Genomic DNA, 16,833 nt, shown 5'->3' on the forward strand with positions numbered 1-16,833 from the left:
CCTGGAGGGGAGGGCGGCCCCGACGACGTCGCGGCCCTGCCGTGGCCCGAGCCCACGGAGTGGTTGTCCGTGGTCAGCCGGAGCCCGCTGGTGGCGGTGGACGGCGTCGGCCAGGGCGCTCCGCTGCGGCTGGCCGACGGCGCGCTGTGGCTGGACCGGTACTGGCGGCAGGAGGCCTCCGTCGCCGAGGACCTGATCCGCCGCACGGCATCGCCGCCGGTGGTGGACGCGGCCCGGCTGCGGGCGGTCCTCACCCGGCTGTGGCCGCAGCCCGGCGCGCACGACCAGCGGCACGCGGCCGCCGTCAGCGTCCTGTCGCGCATCGCGGTGGTCGGCGGCGGCCCCGGCACCGGCAAGACGACGACGGTGGCCCGGCTCGTCGCCGCGCTCCGTGCCCTGGCCGACCCGGAGCAGGCGCCACGACTGGCCCTGGCGGCGCCCACGGGCAAGGCCGCCGCGCGGCTGAAGGAGGCCGTCGACGAAGCCGCCTCCTCCGACGAGGTCCTGGAGGGGCCGACCGGGAACTGCTGCGATCGACCGAGGCGAAGACCCTGCACCGGCTGCTCGGTGTCCGCCCCGGGTCGGCTCGCTTTCGGCACGACCGGGGCAACCCGCTGCCGCTGGACGTGGTCGTCGTCGACGAGGCGTCGATGGTGTCGCTGACCTTGTTCGCACGCCTCCTCGAAGCGCTGCCCGACAGCGCACGGCTGGTGCTGGTGGGCGACCCCGACCAGCTGGCCGCTGTGGAGGCCGGCGCGGTCCTCGCCGATCTGACCGCGGAGGCGGGCGACGGCGCCCGGACGGCGGCCCGGCTCGCGCAGCTGCGCGCAGCGGTGCCGGACGACGTGCCGGCCGACGCGCCGGTGGCGCCAGAGACGCCGGCGGCCCGGGTGCGTGACGGCATCGGCTTCCTGCGCACCGTCCGCAGGTTCGATGCCGGCGGACACATCGCGGAGCTCGCCCAGCGCATCCGAGAGGGCGACGGCGAGGCTGCACTGACGGTGCTCCGCGCCGGTGGAGCGGTGCGCTTCCTGGAGGTCGCCGACGGCGCAGCGGTGACCGGAGCCGCGCTCTCCACGCTGCGGACCGAGCTGCTGGCTGCCGCCCGCCCGGTGCTGGAGGCGGCGCGGGCCGGGGACTCCGGGGCGGCACTGCACGCGCTGGAGCGGCATCGGCTGATGTGTGCGCACCGGAAGGGCCGCGCGGCGTCGCGGTGTGGGAGCGGACGGTCGAGCACTGGATGGGGGACGAGGTCGGGGCCGTCCCGCGGCGGGACGGTCGCTACGCCGGGCTGCCCCTCCTCGTGCTCGGCAACGACTACGACAACGGCCTGTTCAACGGGGACACCGGCGTCGTGGTGGCCCGCGATGGGGAGCTGCTTGCCGCCTTCGGCCGGCCTGGCGCACCGGTGCACGTCCCGCTCGGCCGCCTGGGGGACGTCGTCCCGTTGCGCGCCCTCACCGTGCACCGCAGTCAGGGCGGGCAGTTCGGCGAGGTGACGGTGCTGCTGCCGCCGTCGTCCTCGCCGTTGGCCACCCGCGAGATGGTCTACACCGCCGTCACCCGCGCGCGCGAGGGCGTCACGGTCGTGGGATCGGCGGAGGCGGTGCGGCGGGCGGTGTCGCAGCCGGTGGCCCGGGCGACCGGCCTGCGACGCCGGTTGTCGGGGGCCATCGGGTGACAGACCCGGGCGGGTGACTCCGCAGCGTGGGGAACACGGGAAGCTCTGCCCCCGTTACGCTGTCTGCACAACTACACAGGGGTGAATGGTCTCGACTTCGGTCGGGTGACCAGGGAAGCGAGCCGAGGAAGGCAACGATGAGCTCGTTAACCATCCGTTGCACAACACACAAGCGCCGATTCCAATCAGCGCGACTTCGCTCTCGCTGCCTGACGGCAGCTAGGCGAGTCTGTCAGCCCGGGTTCGTCATCGGCCCGGATCCTGGCATCAGCTAGATGACTCACCGCACGTGCCGGTCGCGGGCGCGTGCGGGACACCCAACAGCGACTGGGCCCGTCACGTCGACTTGTCTGCATGATCGACGGGGTCGAGCAGAGGCAACGCAGACTGCGCTCGGAGAAGCCCTGGTGATGCGTCGAAGGACGCGGGTTCGATTCCCGCCACCTCCACCACGAGGTCTTCGCAGAATGTGCGGAGATCCTTCGTAGATTGACGAACCGCCCCGGACCTTGAGGTCCGGGGCGGTTCGTCGTCTCGTGGTGTGTCACGCGGCCGTGGCGACGGGCTGCAGGTGGCCGCCGTGAAGGCGGCGCAGGTGCTCGGCGTCGACGGCCTTCGCCTCCTCCTTCGTCAGGTCGCGGAAGCCCCAGTACGGCGGGTCGGGCTGCAGCAGCGGGTGGTCCGCCGGGCCGCGGGCGGTGCGGTCGTGCCAGCTGCGGAGCGGCTCCTCACGGGCGAGTGCGTCCAGCCGCGCCTTTAGCCTCCCGAGCTCACGTGCGCAGGCCATCGCCCGGTCAGAGCCGGCGCAGTCGGAGCATGCACCGGAGGTCTCCTCCAGCCGCGACAGGAGCACCGTCGCGGTGACCCGGAGGACCGCCAGCTGGGCGGGGCCCGGACCCCAGCGCAGAGGAAGCGGGAGCAGGTGGGGGAGACGCCTACCAGGGTCGCTGCGCGGGCGAGCACAGCCTGGTCCGAGGCAGTGACGACGCGGTCTGACGCCCACGGCCGGTGGCCGTTGTCGACGGACGGGAAGGGGAGCACGGACATGCCGGCACCTCCGGTTGCTGGCGACCCAATGGGCCGCGGCGGACGATCCGCGCCCTCAGCTGTGCCAGCTGGGTCCGTGGGGGCATTCGACTGGGCAGCCTGATTGACGAAGAAAAGTGCCCGGTGACCGTGCCCGGCGGCGGCGTCCCGAGGTGCCGCCGATCGCAGCTTGACAACTCCACAGAGATCAACGGACGCCCGGTCGTCGGCGACTGACAGCCGTCACCGAAGGAGGTGATCCCCGACGGCGCTGTCGCCCGCGTCCCACTGCTGTAGAAGCCGCCGGGCGATGGGGCACGGGACACACGTCGGGTCAGGCCGACGCCGAGAGGAGGTGAGCCCTCGTTGGCGTGACCGACAGTGTCCGGTTGTCCACTGTGCGGCGGTCGCCGGGCTACCGTGCCTGTGCTTGAACAACCGAGGGAGTTGCACGTGCCGCCGCGCGCGAAGAGGAACGGGTCGGACCCGCTGCAGTCCGAGGGCGTGCCGTCGAAGCCAGCAAACCAGCTCTGCGGCCCATTGCAGCTCGTCGTGCCGAGGACGGGGGTACCGGCGTGATCACCGGCGATCTGAAGAGCAAGATCGACAGAGTCTGGGATGCCTTCTGGTCCGGGGGCATCTCCAACCCCTCGAGGTCATCGAGCAGATCACCTACCTGCTGTTCGTCCGACGGCTTGATGACCTGCAGACGCTGAAGGAGCGGAAGGCCAACCGCACCGGTAAGCCGATCGAGGACGCGATCTTCGGGCCCGACGATGCGGACCTCCGGTGGTCGCGGTTCAAGGACTTCGAACCCGGGGTCATGCACCAGGTCATCGGCGAGGGGTGTTCCCGTTCCTGCGCCGGCTCGGTGGCGACGGATCCACCTACTCCGAGCACATGAGGGACGCTCGGTTCACCATCCCGACGCCGGCGCTGCTTTCCCGCGTCGTGGACATGCTCGACGACGTTCCCATGCAGGACCGCGACACCAACGGCGACCTCTACGAGTACATGCTCAGCAAGATCGCCACTGCCGGTCAGAACGGCCAGTTCAGGACGCCTCGGCACATCATCCAGTTGATGGTCGCCATGACCGCCCCGCAGCCGTCGGATGAGATCTGCGACCCGGCTTGCGGCACCGCCGGCTTCCTCGTCGCCGCCTCCGAGTACGTGCGCCGCGAGCACCACACGGTCATGACTGATGAGCAGCAGCGGCAGCACTACCACCGCAGCATGTTCCACGGGTACGACTTCGACTCCACCATGCTCCGCATCGGCAGCATGAACATGCTCTTGCACGGGGTCGAGCAGCCGGACATCCGCTACCGCGACTCGCTCTCGGAGGGCGCTGCGGGGGAAGAAGGCCTCTACTCCCTGATTCTCGCGAACCCGCCTTTCGCGGGGAGCCTCGACTACGAATCGACATCGAAGGATCTGCAGCGGGTCGTCAAGACGAAGAAGACGGAACTGCTCTTCCTCGCGCTGTTCCTGCGGCTGCTGAAGCCAGGCGGACGCGCGGCAGTCATTGTCCCCGAGGGGTCCTCTTCGGGCCGTCAGGGGCACACCGGGAGCTGCGCCGAATCTTGGTCGAGGACCAGAAGCTCGACGCGGTCGTGAAGCTCCCATCTGGGGTGTTCAGGCCGTACGCCGGGGTGTCGACCGCGATTCTTCTCTTCACGAAGACCAACAGCGGTGGCACAGACAATGTTTGGTTTTACGACGTGCGCGCCGACGGCTTCAGCCTGGACGACCGACGCAATCCTGTCGAGGCCAGCGACCTTCCTGACGTGCTGGCGCGCTGGCGCAATCGTCACGCCGACGAACTGAACCGCGAGCGTACGGAGCAAAGCTTCTCTGTGCCTAAGTCGGAGATCGTCGGTCCCGCTTACGATCTGTCTCTCAACAGCTACAAAAAGAACGCTCTAGAGGAAATCGCGCATCGGTCACCCCTCGAGATCATCGCAGATCTCGAGAAGCTCGAAGCGGACATTCAGCAGGGACTTGCCGATCTACGGTCGATGCTCTCATGAGGACTGTCGCTTTAGGTGACGTAGCCGACGTGAATCCGCGAGCTAATGTCAAGCCCGCCGGCGACGATGATATCGCCTTCGTGCCAATGGCTGATCTCGATGCCGACGCGGCAGAGGCTGGGCCCGGCCAGACTCGCCCTTTTCGGGAAGTTTCTAAAGGTTATACGCTCTTCCGAGACAAAGACCTGTTGGTCGCAAAGATCACGCCGTGCTTCGAGAATGGCAAGATCGGGCAAGCGCGACTCCGTCATCTAGTAGGAGTCGGCTCAACCGAGTTCCATGTCGTTCGACCGAAAACAGATGTGGTAGACGATCGCTACCTGCTGCACTTCCTACGTCAAGATTGCGTAAGCATTGAGGGTGAGCGGCGCATGACGGGGAGTGCTGGGCAGCGACGCATTCCCCTGCATTCCTGCAGGAGCTGAAGGTCCCGCTTCCTTCCCTCGAGGAGCAACGGCGCCTCGTGGCGATCATGGATGAAGCAGAAACCCTGCGCGCCAAGCGACGCCGAGTCCTCGCGTTGATCAACGACCTCACTCAGTCGGCATTCGTCGAGATGTTCGGTGATCCTATTCGAAATCTCAACGGTCTTGCGTTGGTGCCTTTAGGCGAGTTGGGGCGGCTTGACAGAGGCGTGTCGAGGCACCGTCCTCGCAACGACCCGGCATTACTGGGCGGCAGGTACCCGCTCATTCAGACAGGAGAGGTCGCAAGCTCGGGTGGCTTCATCCGCGAGTACTCCTCCACCTACTCTGAACTTGGGCTGGCCCAGAGTAGGCTGTGGCCCGCAGGAACGCTATGCATTACGATTGCAGCGAACATCGCCAAAACCGGCATCCTGACCTTCGACGCGTGCTTTCCGGACAGTATCGTGGGCTTTACTGCCGACAAAGAGATGACGAACTACGTGCGGGTTTGGCTGACCTTTCTGCAGGCCACCCTGGAGGCGTCAGCACCCCAGTCGGCACAGAAGAACATCAACCTTGCAATCCTGCGCTCATTGCCGGTGCCAGTTCCGAGCAGTCGCCAGTTGGCGGCGTTTAGTCATGTTGTTGACGTCATTGAAGAGAGGCGAATCATAGGTCGGGAGGCCGAGGCCGCCACGGCGGAACTCGTGACGTCTCTCCGGCGGCGCGCGTTCGCGACCGTCTCGGTGTCAGGAGAACCTGCGGGGGCGCCAGCACGTGAGCAACTTCGACTTCATCAATGCCGAGTGGCCGCAGGTCCACGCCGACTGTGTGCGCGCGGCGGGCTATCTGACCTCTGATCCGCGGTCGGCGTGCTTCTACGCCCGCCGCGCGGCGGAGCATCTGGTCGGGCTGATCTACGACGTCGACGGGCTGTCTATCCCATACAAGGACGACCTATCCGCCCGCATCAACGAGCCTGCCTTCCAGCGGCGGGTCGGCGTCGGTATCGGGCAGAAGCTGAACTTGATCCGCAAACTGGGGAACCGGGCTGTCCATGACGTTCAGGCCATCCCGGCGAGAGCCGCGCTTGATGTGCTGCGCGAGTTGCACCACGTGGTGGTGTGGACGGCCTTTCGCTACTCGACCAACCCGGCGGCGGTGCCGACCGGCACGGTATTCGACCCGAAGCTCGCCGGCAGCCAGGCGCCCCTGAGCCGGTCCGACGTCGTTCAGCTGGCGGAGAGATTCCGCCTCCAGGACGAGGCTCACGGTCGCGCTCTAAGGGAGCGGGACGAGCTCGCAGCGGCGAAGGACGCCGAGATCGAAGAGTTGCGCCAGCAGATCAAGGCTGCGCAGGCCGCGAACACGCTGACCGACACGCACGACTACTCCGAAGCCCAGACCCGCGACCTCATCATCGACGAGCTCCTCCGCGAGGCGGGCTGGCAGCTCACCGATGTCCGAGACCGCGAGTTCGAGGTCACCGGCATGCCCAACGCTGAGGGCAAGGGCTACGTCGACTACGTGCTGTGGGGTAGCGACGGGCTCCCGCTTGCGGTTGTGGAGGCGAAGAAGACGACCGTGGAGCCCGCGGTAGGCCAACAGCAGGCCAAGCTGTACGCCGACTGCCTGCGGCAGATGACCGGCCGCCGGCCGGTGATCTTCTACACCAACGGCTACCAGACCTGGCTATGGGACGACGCCGCCGGCTACCCGCCGCGCCGGGTCGAGGGCTTCTTCACCGCCGACGAGCTCGCCCTGATGGTGCAGCGCCGCACCGGCCGCCTGCCGCTGGCCGACGCGCCCATCGACAAGAGCATCGTCGAGCGCCACTACCAGCAGCGCGCCATCCGGGCGGTAGGAGAGACCTTCATCGCCAAGCAGCGCGCCGCCCTGCTGGTGATGGCCACCGGCTCCGGCAAGACCCGAACCGTCATCGCGCTGGTCGATCAGCTGATGCGCGCTGGGTGGGTCAAGCGGGTCCTCTTCCTCGCCGACCGCACCGCCCTGGTCAACCAGGCCGTCGGGGCCTTCAAGACCCACCTGCCGAACGCGACCACGGTCAACCTCGTGACCGAGAAGGTCGCCGACGGCCGGGTGTACGTCTCGACGTACCCGACGATGATGAACCTGATCAACGAGACCGACGCGGGTCGGAGGCTGTTCGGACCGGGCTACTTCGACCTCATCGTCATCGACGAGGCCCACCGATCGGTCTACCAGAAGTACCGCTCCATCTTTTCCTGGTTCGACTCGCTTCTTGTAGGCCTCACCGCGACGCCGAAGGACGAGGTCGACCGCAACACCTATTCGTTGTTCAACCTCGAAGACGGGGTTCCCACCGACGCCTACAGCCTCGACGAAGCCGTGGCCGCAGGCTACCTCGTGCCGCCAGTGGCCGTGTCGGTGCCTACGAAGTTCCTCCGCGAAGGCATCCGCTATGACGAGCTCAGCGAGGAGGAGAAGGACGATTGGGATTCGCTCGAGTGGAACGAGGACGGCGACATCCCTGACGCCGTCTCGGCCGAAGAGCTCAACAAGTTCCTCTTCAACGCCGACACCGTCGACAAGGTCCTCGCCACCTTGATGAAGGACGGCCACAAGGTCGCCGGCGGTGACCGGCTCGGCAAGACCATCGTCTTCGCCAAGAACCAGGCCCACGCCGAGTTCATCCAGAAGCGCTTCGACGCCAACTACCCCGAGTACGCCGGCCACTTCGCCCGCGTCATCACCCACTCGGTGACCTACGCCCAGAACCTGATCGATGACTTCTCGATCAAGGACAAGGCGCCCCACATCGCCATCTCCGTCGACATGCTCGACACCGGCATCGACGTCCCCGAGGTCGTCAACCTCGTTTTCTTCAAGCTCATCCGCGCCAAGAGCAAGTTCTGGCAGATGATCGGCCGCGGCACCCGCCTGTGCCCCGACCTCTACGGACCGGGCGAGGACAAGAAAAACTTCTACGTCTTCGACTTCTGCGGCAACCTCGAGTTCTTCAGCCAGAACCTGCCCGACTCCGGCGGGTCGCTGCAGAAGTCGCTCGCCGAGCGGCTGTTCGAAGCCCGACTGGGACTGCTCACCGCACTGGACCAAACCGGCGCGGGCGCCGACTCCGAAGGCCAGCCCGAGGTCGGCCACGGCGAGGTCAGCGAGCGCGGCCTGCGCGTCGACGTGGCCTGGACGCTGCACGAGGTGCTGGTCGGCATGAACGTCGACAACTTCCTGGTCCGCCCGGCTCGGCAATGGGTCGAGACGTACTCCGACTGGGATGCCTGGCACCAGCTGACCCCGGACAAGGCCGGCGACATCGCGCACCACCTCGCCGGCCTGCCGTCCACCAAGCGGGACGACGACGAGGACGCCAAGCGCTTCGACCTGATCCTGCTGCGACTGCAGCTGGCCCGGCTCGACGGCGATGCGCTCCTTGTGGAGCGGCTGCGCACGCAGGTGCAGGACATCGCGGGCGCGCTGCTCGGCCAGACCGGGATCCCCTCGGTCAAGGCACAAGAGCAGCTGCTCGAGGAGCTGGCCGGCGACGAATGGTGGGTCGACGTCACCCTCCCGATGCTCGAGCTCGCCCGGCGCCGAATCCGCGGGCTCGTGCGGTTCGTCGAGAAGTCCCGGCGCGCCGTCGTCTACTCGGACTTCGCCGACGAGCTCGGCGAGAGCAGCGTCATCGAACTGCCCGGCGTCACGCCCGGCACTAACTGGGAACGATTCCGTGCGAAGGCCCGCGCCTACCTCCGCGACCACGAGGACCACCTGGCCCTGCAGCGTCTCCGCCGCAACCTCCAGCTCACACCGGAGGATCTGGCGTCGCTGGAGGAGATGCTGGTGGAGTCCGGCGCCGGCAGCGAGGCCGACATCGCCCGCGCCCGCGAGGAGTCCCACGGACTCGGGCTGTTCATCCGCTCCCTGGTTGGCCTCGACCGCGAGGCCGCGACCGCCGCGTTCGACCGCTACCTGTCCGACGGCGTGTACTCGGTCAACCAGATCCGGTTCGTCCAGCTCATCGTCGAGCACCTGACCGCGAACGGGGTCATGGACGTGGGCCGCCTCTACGAATCACCGTTCACCGACAGCGCGCCCCACGGGCCGGACTCGATCTTCACCGAGGATGACGTCGACGGGATCGTGACCGTTCTTCACCAGGTCAGAGACCGTGCTCTTCCGGACGTCACGGTCGCGTGACGGCACGGATGACAAAGCACTGATGCCCACCGGACAAGCAGGAAGGCGCCGCCTTGGTCATGCAGCAGGCTGAACTGTTGGCCGCTGAGGTGGCCGCGTGAGCCGACCGCCCGGATCTCCGCTACCTCCGCTCGTCGCTCTGCCGCAAGCCATCGGTGAGGTGATGTCGTGGCCAGAACTGGAGCGAGTGATGGGCCACGCACTGGCGGAGCTTCAATCGAGGGAACGTCAGTGGCTGACCGTCGCGACGCTGCACCGATCCGGCCTTTATGAAAGTCCTGACGAGTTCCCAGATGTGAGTGCGGTGTGCCTGTCGCTGCTAGAAAGCGTCGGCAAAGCAGCGGTCGACGTTGAACTGCGACGCGCCATAGCGAAGGCGGCTCCGAACTTCGACGTGAAGCGACGTGATGAAGAGGCGAATCGTGTCGGTCGCATGGTCCGCGAACGTCTCGGGCAAAGCCTTCAAGTTCAGAACCGGGCTCACCTTGGTCGGGGCGAGGCGTCACAGGCCGCCAACAAGGTGGCGTCCGGTTCCACCGTTCGCACGTTCGATGCCGTCGCCCTGCAGGTCGTGGGTTGGTGGTCTCTTGTGGTCGCGGGAGCCGGCTTACGGACGTTTGTAGAGAGGCTGTACGCCGACGCCGCGATGTCTTCAGCCACCGCTGCGGACGTGCGGTCGCTCTTTCAGCAGCATGCCCAAGGTTTGAAACCGGCATTCGAGGTCGCACAGGCCGGCCCGGACCACGACACCGTCTTCACGGTGACTGTCACGACGAAGGACGGCCGAACGGGAAGGGGAGGCCGGCTCGAAGAAGCACGCGCAGCGACTCGCGTGTCACGACTACCTGTCCCGACACGCGCCTCACGTCCTGGCGGACCAGGGTTCGCCGGCGAAGCGCGGGAAGCCGGTCGTGCGCCGACCGGCGCGGCCGCTGGTAGATGAGCGGTACGCCGCGCTCGCCGCCAGGTTCGACTGTCGTGATGCGCGGCCGTTCGCCCGCGCCCTCATTCACCGATCCTGGGTGTACGAGAACATCAGTGGGGAGACACCGACCGTGACGGCAACGCGGTGCTCGCCAACCTTGGGAGCTCCGTTCTGAACGCTGCGATGATGCGCCGGCGGGCGGCGGTGCTGCTGAGTCGGACGACCGACCCCGACCCCGATGTCGCGGTCGCGCTCACCGTCCCGGACGCGGCTCTGCGACCCATGTTCGAGGCTCTTGGCCTCGGGAGGCTCGTCCGAGTCAGCGCCGGACTGCGAGGGCAACCTCTCTCCGACGAGATCGTCGCCAACATGGTTCAGGCGACGCTCGCCGCGTCCCACATCCAGTGGCCGGACCATTCGACCTTCGAGAGCCATCTCCCTGCCGAAGTGCACCAGTTCCTGGGTGCGCAGAGCAGCACAAGCCTCGTGGACCCGGTCACTCGCCTGCAAGAGCTCTCCATCGAACTCGACTTTCAAGTCGAGGAGGACAGCTCGCGGGAGGGGCCGGACCACAACTCCACTTTCCGCGTTCGGTTGAACGTGCGGGGCCTTGCACAGCCGATCTCGGTGGAGGGAGCCGGCGCTTCCCGGACCGCTGCCCGCAAGATCGCGGCTGCACACTTCTGGTCGTCCGCGGAGATCTTGACGGACGGCGCGGGGCGTGTGCCGGACACGACGATCGCTCGCCTCCTCCTTGTGCGGCACCTTGAAGTGCTCGCAGCATCACGGACTCGCTGGCCGCGCTGGCAGCGTGCCGGGCGACTGGGTGCGCGCATGGTGCAGCAGGGGATCGGCATGGGTTCGGTCGATGGGCCGCTGGCGTGTACGACGTCATCGGTCCGGGTTGGCGGCCCGATGCAGTTGCTGAGGCCGCGCTGGCTGACTACTTCGGTCAGGTCTCGCAAACCGCGCGGAAGCGGGTGATCTTCACGGACGTCCTCTCCGCACTCCTGCTTTGGATAGCGGCAGCCGCCGCCGCCGACGAGCCCGCTACGTCGTGGGATGAGCCAACGCAACAACTCGTTGCGCTATCCGCGGCACAGAGCGTGTGGATGTCCGCCGGGGCGGATCAGCCGGTTGCGCAGGTCCTGGAGAACTGGCTCGTGGTCAATCGGCGTCGGCTGCAGGTCGAGCACGACCTCCCCTGGATGGTGCTGTGGTCGATGCGCGTACAGCGGCGGCCCTGTTCAGGGCCCTGCAGGAGTGTGCCGCGGCCCTATCCGGACAGTCTGAACCTCGCCTGTCGATGCACGGCCGAACGACCGCGGCCGGTGTCTCAGTGACCGTCAGTTGTGCGGGGCACCCGCTCGACCAGGTGAAGGACACCCTGACGATGCGGCTCCTGTGCGAGACCTGTCCCACGCTTCTCGTAGGCGTCCACGACGCACGATCCATCCAGTTCAGCGTGAAGACGTCGCCGCCCTCCGCCGACGAGAACTGGCTGACGCGAGCCGCGTACGGCCAACCGACAGCTGATGACTATGACGCTGAGTTGGCGCGCCTCATCCACGACCTGAAGAACGAGGTGACCGCTGCGCGGCTGGCGTACGAGCGAGATGCAGCCACGCGGACCGAACGCCTGGAAGCGCAGCTCGCAGCCAGCCGGCACATGGATGCAGCAGCCGCTCTCGCGTCGCGGCTGCGAGACGCGGACATGCTGTACGAGGCCGCCGACCTCGTAGGAACCACAGAACTCGCTGCCTTCATGCAGGCCTACGTCAGCGACCTCATCCGGCGGCTACCGACACAGATTCGCGTTGTTCCCCCGCGCTGGCCCCCGCGGTGGTGGCGATCGACGAGCGTGCACTCCGCGCGGTGTTGGACAACCTGGTCAAGAACGCCGAGCAGGCAATGGCTGTAGGCGGCGAGATCACCTTCGACTACACGGCCTCGCCAGGTGACGACGTCGTCCTGCTGGAGATTGCGGACACCGGTGCCGGTATCCCGGCGGCCGTCCTCGAAGCGCTCGCAGCAGGGAAGTCGATCACCAGCGGCAAGCGGGAAGGAAGTGGTCTGGGCCTCCTCGGGGTCCGGCGGACCCTCCGTCGTGCTGGTGGTGAACTCGAGCCTGCGCCGCGGGCGAAAGGAACCGGTTGGCTCTTGACGCTGCCGACCGCGACCGAAGACGGCCAAGCCGAAAGTCGAGACAAGTAGCACATGTCCGCCGCTAGCCCCTGCCCCCGCCGCCCTCGCATTCTCTTCGTCGACGACCAAAGAGATGTGGCGGTGACCCTGTCCAAGCTGCTACCCAAGGGCAGTTTCGAGTGCAGATTCGCCGACGACGGCGAGGCCGCCCTGACGCGGCTCTCCGCCGAAGCATTCGACCTGGCCGTGGTGGACCTCCGAATGCCGCCCGACGACTGGGGAGGACTCTGGTTGCTCCGCGAGCTGTCGGAGCGTGGTCTCGCCATCGACACGCTTGTCCTGTCCGGAGAGGGTGGGCAGTCCGAGACGATCGAAGCGATGCGATTGGCGCACGACTTCGTCATGAAAGACAAGGCGGCCATCGAGCTCCCCGAGCGAATCCAAGATGTGCTCGCCCGGAGCCAACGATCGCGTGCCGACTTCGCCGTCAATCAACTTCCCACCCCCATCGCTCTCCCGTATCAGCGCATGCAGGTGCCGCTCGACCGGGAATCTCAACTGCGGGCGAGTCTCATGACAGCTGAAGCGGTTGCACGATTTTGTGCGCTCGCCGCCGTCTCCGCCATACGGACCGAAGGGCCGCTCGACCAGTCGGTCCTCACCCATCTGGTGCGGCCGAGCTTTGGAACTTGGCAGGAAATCTGCCGTCGTCTTCTTCCGCAGGTCCGTGACCGAGTGCTGGTCAGGTGGATCGAGGCCGTCTGTGTCACCGAGGCGAACGCCGTCGTACAGCACCGGAATGATGTGGTGCATGGCGGCGGTGCCCCGGCCAGCGGATGGGATGGGGCACTGGCCGATGTGCTCGGATGGCTGGACTGGTTCGTCTTGACCGCCCGGACGAGCACCCCGCTCGAACTGGTGGTCGCAGGACCTATGGCTTTCACGGGGAGCACCTACAGCGTGGACCTCGCAGTTCTCGCTGGCGCAGCCCAGTCCGTGGCACCGGTGCGCGCGGATGTCGCAACTCCGCTGGTCACTGGTCGCGTGTACCTGCAATCCGCCGGAGGCTATGTAGACATGTGGCCGCTGGTCCTGGCGGATGGCGCCCCGACCGGCGACTGGACCGTCAAAGTTGTGGATGGCTTCCAGCAGAGCCGCCATGGTGAGACGAGCACGACGGACCGCCTGAAGTATGTGGACCTGAGCACTGGTGCGCGGGATACATCAGCGCAGCATCAGCTTGGCGAACTACTCAGCGGTCGCGAACCGTGAGGCATTGGAGGGGCGCTGTGGCTCTCATTGATCCACCTCACGCGACTCACCTGGCGGTTGAGGTCGGACGAGCTGGCATTGCGCTGCGCGGGTGGCCGGAGCGCTACGAGGAGACAGCATCTGCCTGGCAGCACGTGGCTGCGGCGGAGCGGTCCCGCGCCGGTGCGCTCGTGTCGCAGTGGAAGCCACGGCTGGCGGACATGCGGGCCACCCAGCAGGCCCTGCTGGTCAGCCGCCGCTGGCGGGGTGGCCCGCGGACCCTCCTCGCTGCCCTGGACCTGCAGTACCGGGAGCTGGCGGTGACCGCGGGATTGGCCTGGTTGCTCCGTCCCGACGGCCACCACGGCCTCGGTCCTGCTGTGCTTGACGGGCTGCTGGATCACCTGGAGATTGACGGGTCCGGCGCGGACCCCGGCGTGCGGGTGGTGCTGGAGGAGCAGCGGGAGGAGACCCGGGCCGACCTCGTCGTCTACGGCCCCAGTTGGACGATCGTGGTGGAGGCCAAGACCTTCGCCGTCGAGCAGGAGCGGCAGCTGGACCGGCTGCACGCGCGCTGGTCCGACGAGCCGACGCCATGCTTTGTCTTCCTCGCCCGCGGCGAGCGGCTGCCGCTGACCGCCGTAGCCAGCCGTACGGCCTGGAGCGGGCTGACCTGGCGCGAGGTTGCTGAGATCGCTCGCACCGCCGCCGGGCCGATGGCCGAGGTCGCGCCCGGTGTCCACGACTACATCGCCACCCTGGAGGCCTACCACCGTGCTTGACCCGATCACCCTGCCGGAGCGCGAGGATGCCGACGCGAAGGCCTGGTTCTACCTCGATCACCGTCAGGACATCGAGATCTGGGCCGCGCTTCGCGACGACGCCGCCCAGCTCCTGAACCGCTATCTGGTCGACCTGGCGCCAACGTTCGAGAAGCTGGCGGTGGAGATCGACGCCGAACCGGAGTTCAGCGACGAGCTCGAGTCCGGGCAGTGGCCGACGCTGGGGCTGCGGCGGGCGACCTGGCACCACCACGGCGTCGCGGATCTCAGCGTGGTCCTCGAGTGGGAACGCCCCCGGCTGCTCAAGCCGGGTCGCAACACGTGGCCGTTCGTGGCCGTCCGTCTGCCGCGCAGTCAAGAGGATCCGCAGCGGCGCCGGCAGGTCACCGAGGCCGTCGCGCCGGTCCACGCCCAGCTGAAGGGCGGCCGCAAGGAGATCGTCTGGCCGTACTACCGGTACGTCTTGCCGCCGACCGGCGCCCCGGCGCTCGACCCGGCGGCCTACCTCACCGGTCTCGTGGCCAGCTTCCGGGAACTCTGGGACGTGGCCGCGCCGGCACTGGACGCTTTGCACCGATGACCAGCGCATCGGTGGCCGGGAGCGCCGACCAGCTTCCGCTCTCCGTGCTGCTACCGGAGGACGCGGGCGCTCCCGCGCTGATCTACGACACGACCGCGGCGTTGGCGATGGCCGTTGTCGACCGCGGGGCAGTCGCCGAGTTGACCGGTGACTGGGATGTCCCCGGCGTCTACGTCCTGCTCGACCGGCACGACGCCGAGGGCACCTGGGGCTGCTACGTCGGTAAGGCTCCCGGCGGGGTTCGCACCCGCCTGGCGCAACACCTGAGAAGCCGAGACCACTGGTGCCGAGCGCTGCTCATCCGGCGTGACACCACTTTCGGGTTCAACAGCGCGCACGTGGGGTGGTTGGAGGGGCGGCTGTACGACCTGCTCGACGCCGCGGCTGACACCCACCTGCACAACGGCAACCGGCCCAGCGACGAGACCCTGCCGCCCTACGAGCGCGCGGCGTTGGAGAGCATCGTGCCGCCGATCCGGCGCGTTCTCCGGCTGCTGGGATACGACACCGAGAGCCCCGACGACCAAGTCGCAGCCAGGCCGGCGGCGAGGACTCGCAGCAACCGCTTCTACGGGATCACCGTCAAGCAGCTCCTCGACGTCGGCCTGCTCACCGCAGGGAGATTCTGACCTCGACCAACAGCGTCTACCCCGCGACGGCGGCCCTCGGGCCCAACGGTGAAGTCGAGTACAACGGCACGTCGCACCCGAGCCCCAGTAATGCGGCGAGGGCCGTCAGGGGTGGCCTCCACGCCAACGGATGGGAGTTCTGGGCCGTCGACCGCCCCACCGGTCGGGTCACCCTGGCCACCCTGCGTGCACGCTTCCTCGACGAGCGGGGCGCTTGATCTGCGGGTTCATGGTGCTGACTCGGCGCCGGAGGGTGCAGGCGGCTCATGTCATTTATAGAAAGGGATCCCCCGACCTCTGCGTGCCCCGATCTACGAAGACGCCACCCACTTCCCCGGCGCGAACCCCGGTCGGTGAGCCGACCGGGGCTCGCGCGCGTCTGGAGGCGGTCAGACCGGTGCAGGAGACGGCGCCTGCGGCGGCCCGGGCGGGTGGGCCGCGGTCAGGACGTGCTGCCACGCCTGTTCCTCCGAGACAGCGTCGAGGCTGACGGTCTCCGTGTGCCCCTCGGTCTGCTGCGGCCCCAGGTGCGGCGGCAGCCGCAGATCCTCCCGCCATACGCGCAGCACGGCCCGCTCGATGCGGTACGCCTCCCGACCGGTGGGCACCGGCAGCCGCGCGTAGGGCACCCACCCGAAGCGCCGGGACAGCAGGTCGACGCGCGACGGGGTGCCTGGCGTCGGCCGGGCCTTCGCGATGCCCACCTTCACCGCCAGGTGTGCTGCCTGGGTCAGCACGTAGACGATCGCCGGCCCGTCCCAGTCCAGCCCGTAGCTGCCACACGGCCGGCAGCCCCTGTCCCGGCGCGCACGTTGTCGTACGTGGGTGAGACCTCGCGACCACAGGTCTCGCACCGGCACGTCCAGGGTTCCCCGGAGGTCGGGTAGGGGACCAGGGGACGAGTCCTGCCGCGCGCATGATCGCGACGGCTACCGACTCGTCGACGCGGCGCCTGCGGCCGCGCACCTGGCGTGCACAGACCTCGCATCCGCCGCCGCGGGACTTGACGTTGGCGGGATAGGGCGCGCACAGCTCTCCGCACGCCAGGTGCACTGACGCCCACGGCCGGTGGTTGCCCGGGTATGGGCCGAGCGGCTCGAACCCGTGGGAGAGGTAGAGCTGGAACATCTCCTCGTGCGAGGCCAGGAAGAGCGCGCGCCGGTGCCGCTTGTCGCAC

17 protein-coding genes, 1 other RNA gene and 1 pseudogene are annotated in these 16,833 nt (G+C 67.8%); 16 read left to right on the forward strand and 3 right to left on the reverse strand.

The window, feature by feature from the left end:
* Positions 1–69 precede the first annotated feature (69 nt).
* From U6N30_RS04855 to ssrA, 4 genes are all read left to right on the forward strand, one after another.
* Positions 70–663, forward strand: a complete 594-nt coding sequence (locus U6N30_RS04855; RefSeq protein WP_324276363.1) for an AAA family ATPase — start codon at positions 70–72, stop codon at positions 661–663.
* The gene (locus U6N30_RS04860; RefSeq protein ID WP_324278166.1) at positions 561–1,499 is read left to right on the forward strand and encodes an AAA family ATPase; all 939 of its coding nucleotides are present in this window, start codon (positions 561–563) and stop codon (positions 1,497–1,499) included. The genes U6N30_RS04855 and U6N30_RS04860 overlap by 103 nt, the downstream gene beginning before the upstream one ends.
* Positions 1,496–1,681, forward strand: a complete 186-nt coding sequence (locus tag U6N30_RS04865; RefSeq protein WP_324276364.1) for a hypothetical protein — start codon at positions 1,496–1,498, stop codon at positions 1,679–1,681. Before U6N30_RS04860 ends, U6N30_RS04865 begins: the two co-directional genes overlap by 4 nt.
* A gap of 77 nt (positions 1,682–1,758) precedes the next feature.
* Positions 1,759–2,133, forward strand: a transfer-messenger RNA (tmRNA) gene (gene ssrA / locus U6N30_RS04870).
* Positions 2,134–2,225: 92 nt separating this feature from the next.
* Here ssrA and U6N30_RS04875 read toward each other — a convergent pair.
* Positions 2,226–2,534: a hypothetical protein gene (locus U6N30_RS04875; protein WP_324276365.1), complete on the reverse strand. Its 309-nt coding sequence runs from the start codon at positions 2,532–2,534 to the stop codon at positions 2,226–2,228.
* 748 nt (positions 2,535–3,282) lie between these two features.
* On the opposite strand from U6N30_RS04875, the gene U6N30_RS04880 reads away from it, so the two are divergent.
* The 3 genes and pseudogenes from U6N30_RS04880 to U6N30_RS04885 all read left to right on the forward strand — a co-directional run bounded on the left by U6N30_RS04880 (position 3,283) and on the right by U6N30_RS04885 (position 4,740).
* Positions 3,283–3,423: a hypothetical protein gene (locus tag U6N30_RS04880; RefSeq protein ID WP_324276366.1), complete on the forward strand. Its 141-nt coding sequence runs from the start codon at positions 3,283–3,285 to the stop codon at positions 3,421–3,423.
* Positions 3,387–3,611 (forward strand): hypothetical protein, encoded by a 225-nt coding sequence (locus tag U6N30_RS33300; RefSeq protein ID WP_422678088.1) that lies wholly within the window; start codon positions 3,387–3,389, stop codon positions 3,609–3,611. Before U6N30_RS04880 ends, U6N30_RS33300 begins: the two co-directional genes overlap by 37 nt.
* Before the next feature lie 110 nt (positions 3,612–3,721).
* Positions 3,722–4,740 (forward strand): annotated as a pseudogene (locus tag U6N30_RS04885) (HsdM family class I SAM-dependent methyltransferase).
* Positions 4,741–4,751: 11 nt separating this feature from the next.
* On the opposite strand, the gene U6N30_RS04890 reads toward U6N30_RS04885, so the two are convergent.
* On the reverse strand, positions 4,752–4,991 hold the full coding sequence (locus U6N30_RS04890; protein WP_324276367.1) for a hypothetical protein: 240 nt from the start codon (positions 4,989–4,991) through the stop codon (positions 4,752–4,754).
* Positions 4,992–5,212: 221 nt separating this feature from the next.
* On the opposite strand from U6N30_RS04890, the gene U6N30_RS04895 reads away from it, so the two are divergent.
* The 9 genes from U6N30_RS04895 (at position 5,213) to U6N30_RS04935 (ending at position 15,656) form a co-directional block, all read left to right on the forward strand.
* Positions 5,213–6,007, forward strand: coding sequence for a restriction endonuclease subunit S (locus U6N30_RS04895; protein ID WP_324278167.1), 795 nt, complete (start codon positions 5,213–5,215; stop codon positions 6,005–6,007).
* Positions 5,925–9,344: a DEAD/DEAH box helicase family protein gene (locus tag U6N30_RS04900; protein ID WP_324276368.1), complete on the forward strand. Its 3,420-nt coding sequence runs from the start codon at positions 5,925–5,927 to the stop codon at positions 9,342–9,344. The genes U6N30_RS04895 and U6N30_RS04900 overlap by 83 nt, the downstream gene beginning before the upstream one ends.
* 190 nt (positions 9,345–9,534) lie before the next feature.
* On the forward strand, positions 9,535–10,287 hold the full coding sequence (locus U6N30_RS04905; protein WP_324276369.1) for a hypothetical protein: 753 nt from the start codon (positions 9,535–9,537) through the stop codon (positions 10,285–10,287).
* A 126-nt stretch (positions 10,288–10,413) separates the two neighbouring features.
* A complete protein-coding gene (locus U6N30_RS04910) occupies positions 10,414–11,253 on the forward strand; it encodes a hypothetical protein (RefSeq protein WP_324276370.1) in 840 nt (279 codons plus the stop codon).
* Positions 11,254–12,111: 858 nt separating this feature from the next.
* The gene (locus U6N30_RS04915; RefSeq protein ID WP_324276371.1) at positions 12,112–12,483 is read left to right on the forward strand and encodes an ATP-binding protein; all 372 of its coding nucleotides are present in this window, start codon (positions 12,112–12,114) and stop codon (positions 12,481–12,483) included.
* A 3-nt stretch (positions 12,484–12,486) separates the two neighbouring features.
* On the forward strand, positions 12,487–13,686 hold the full coding sequence (locus tag U6N30_RS04920; protein WP_324276372.1) for a response regulator: 1,200 nt from the start codon (positions 12,487–12,489) through the stop codon (positions 13,684–13,686).
* A gap of 170 nt (positions 13,687–13,856) precedes the next feature.
* Positions 13,857–14,447: a PD-(D/E)XK nuclease family protein gene (locus tag U6N30_RS04925; RefSeq protein WP_324276373.1), complete on the forward strand. Its 591-nt coding sequence runs from the start codon at positions 13,857–13,859 to the stop codon at positions 14,445–14,447.
* Positions 14,440–15,027, forward strand: a complete 588-nt coding sequence (locus tag U6N30_RS04930) for a hypothetical protein (protein ID WP_324276374.1) — start codon at positions 14,440–14,442, stop codon at positions 15,025–15,027. Before U6N30_RS04925 ends, U6N30_RS04930 begins: the two co-directional genes overlap by 8 nt.
* Positions 15,024–15,656: a GIY-YIG nuclease family protein gene (locus U6N30_RS04935; RefSeq protein WP_324276375.1), complete on the forward strand. Its 633-nt coding sequence runs from the start codon at positions 15,024–15,026 to the stop codon at positions 15,654–15,656. The genes U6N30_RS04930 and U6N30_RS04935 overlap by 4 nt, the downstream gene beginning before the upstream one ends.
* A gap of 389 nt (positions 15,657–16,045) precedes the next feature.
* On the opposite strand, the gene U6N30_RS04940 is transcribed toward U6N30_RS04935, so the two are convergent.
* The gene (locus U6N30_RS04940) at positions 16,046–16,510 is read right to left on the reverse strand and encodes a hypothetical protein (protein WP_324276376.1); all 465 of its coding nucleotides are present in this window, start codon (positions 16,508–16,510) and stop codon (positions 16,046–16,048) included.
* Positions 16,511–16,833: the final 323 nt, after the last annotated feature.

This window comes from Blastococcus brunescens, from assembly GCF_035320885.1.
Classification (GTDB): Bacteria; Actinomycetota; Actinomycetes; order Mycobacteriales; family Geodermatophilaceae; genus Blastococcus_B; species Blastococcus_B brunescens.

What these genes read in the sequence shown, in the direction of transcription:
- U6N30_RS04905 (WP_324276369.1), top strand. Translation starts at nt 9,535, where the DNA reads ATGGGCCACGCACTGGCGGAGCTTCAATCGAGGGAACGTCAGTGGCTG.
- U6N30_RS04895 (WP_324278167.1), top strand. Translation starts at nt 5,213, where the DNA reads ATGGATGAAGCAGAAACCCTGCGCGCCAAGCGACGCCGAGTCCTCGCG.
- U6N30_RS04920 (WP_324276372.1), top strand. Translation starts at nt 12,487, where the DNA reads ATGTCCGCCGCTAGCCCCTGCCCCCGCCGCCCTCGCATTCTCTTCGTC.
- U6N30_RS04890 (WP_324276367.1), bottom strand. Translation starts at nt 4,991, where the DNA reads ATGACGGAGTCGCGCTTGCCCGATCTTGCCATTCTCGAAGCACGGCGT.
- U6N30_RS04935 (WP_324276375.1), top strand. Translation starts at nt 15,024, where the DNA reads ATGACCAGCGCATCGGTGGCCGGGAGCGCCGACCAGCTTCCGCTCTCC.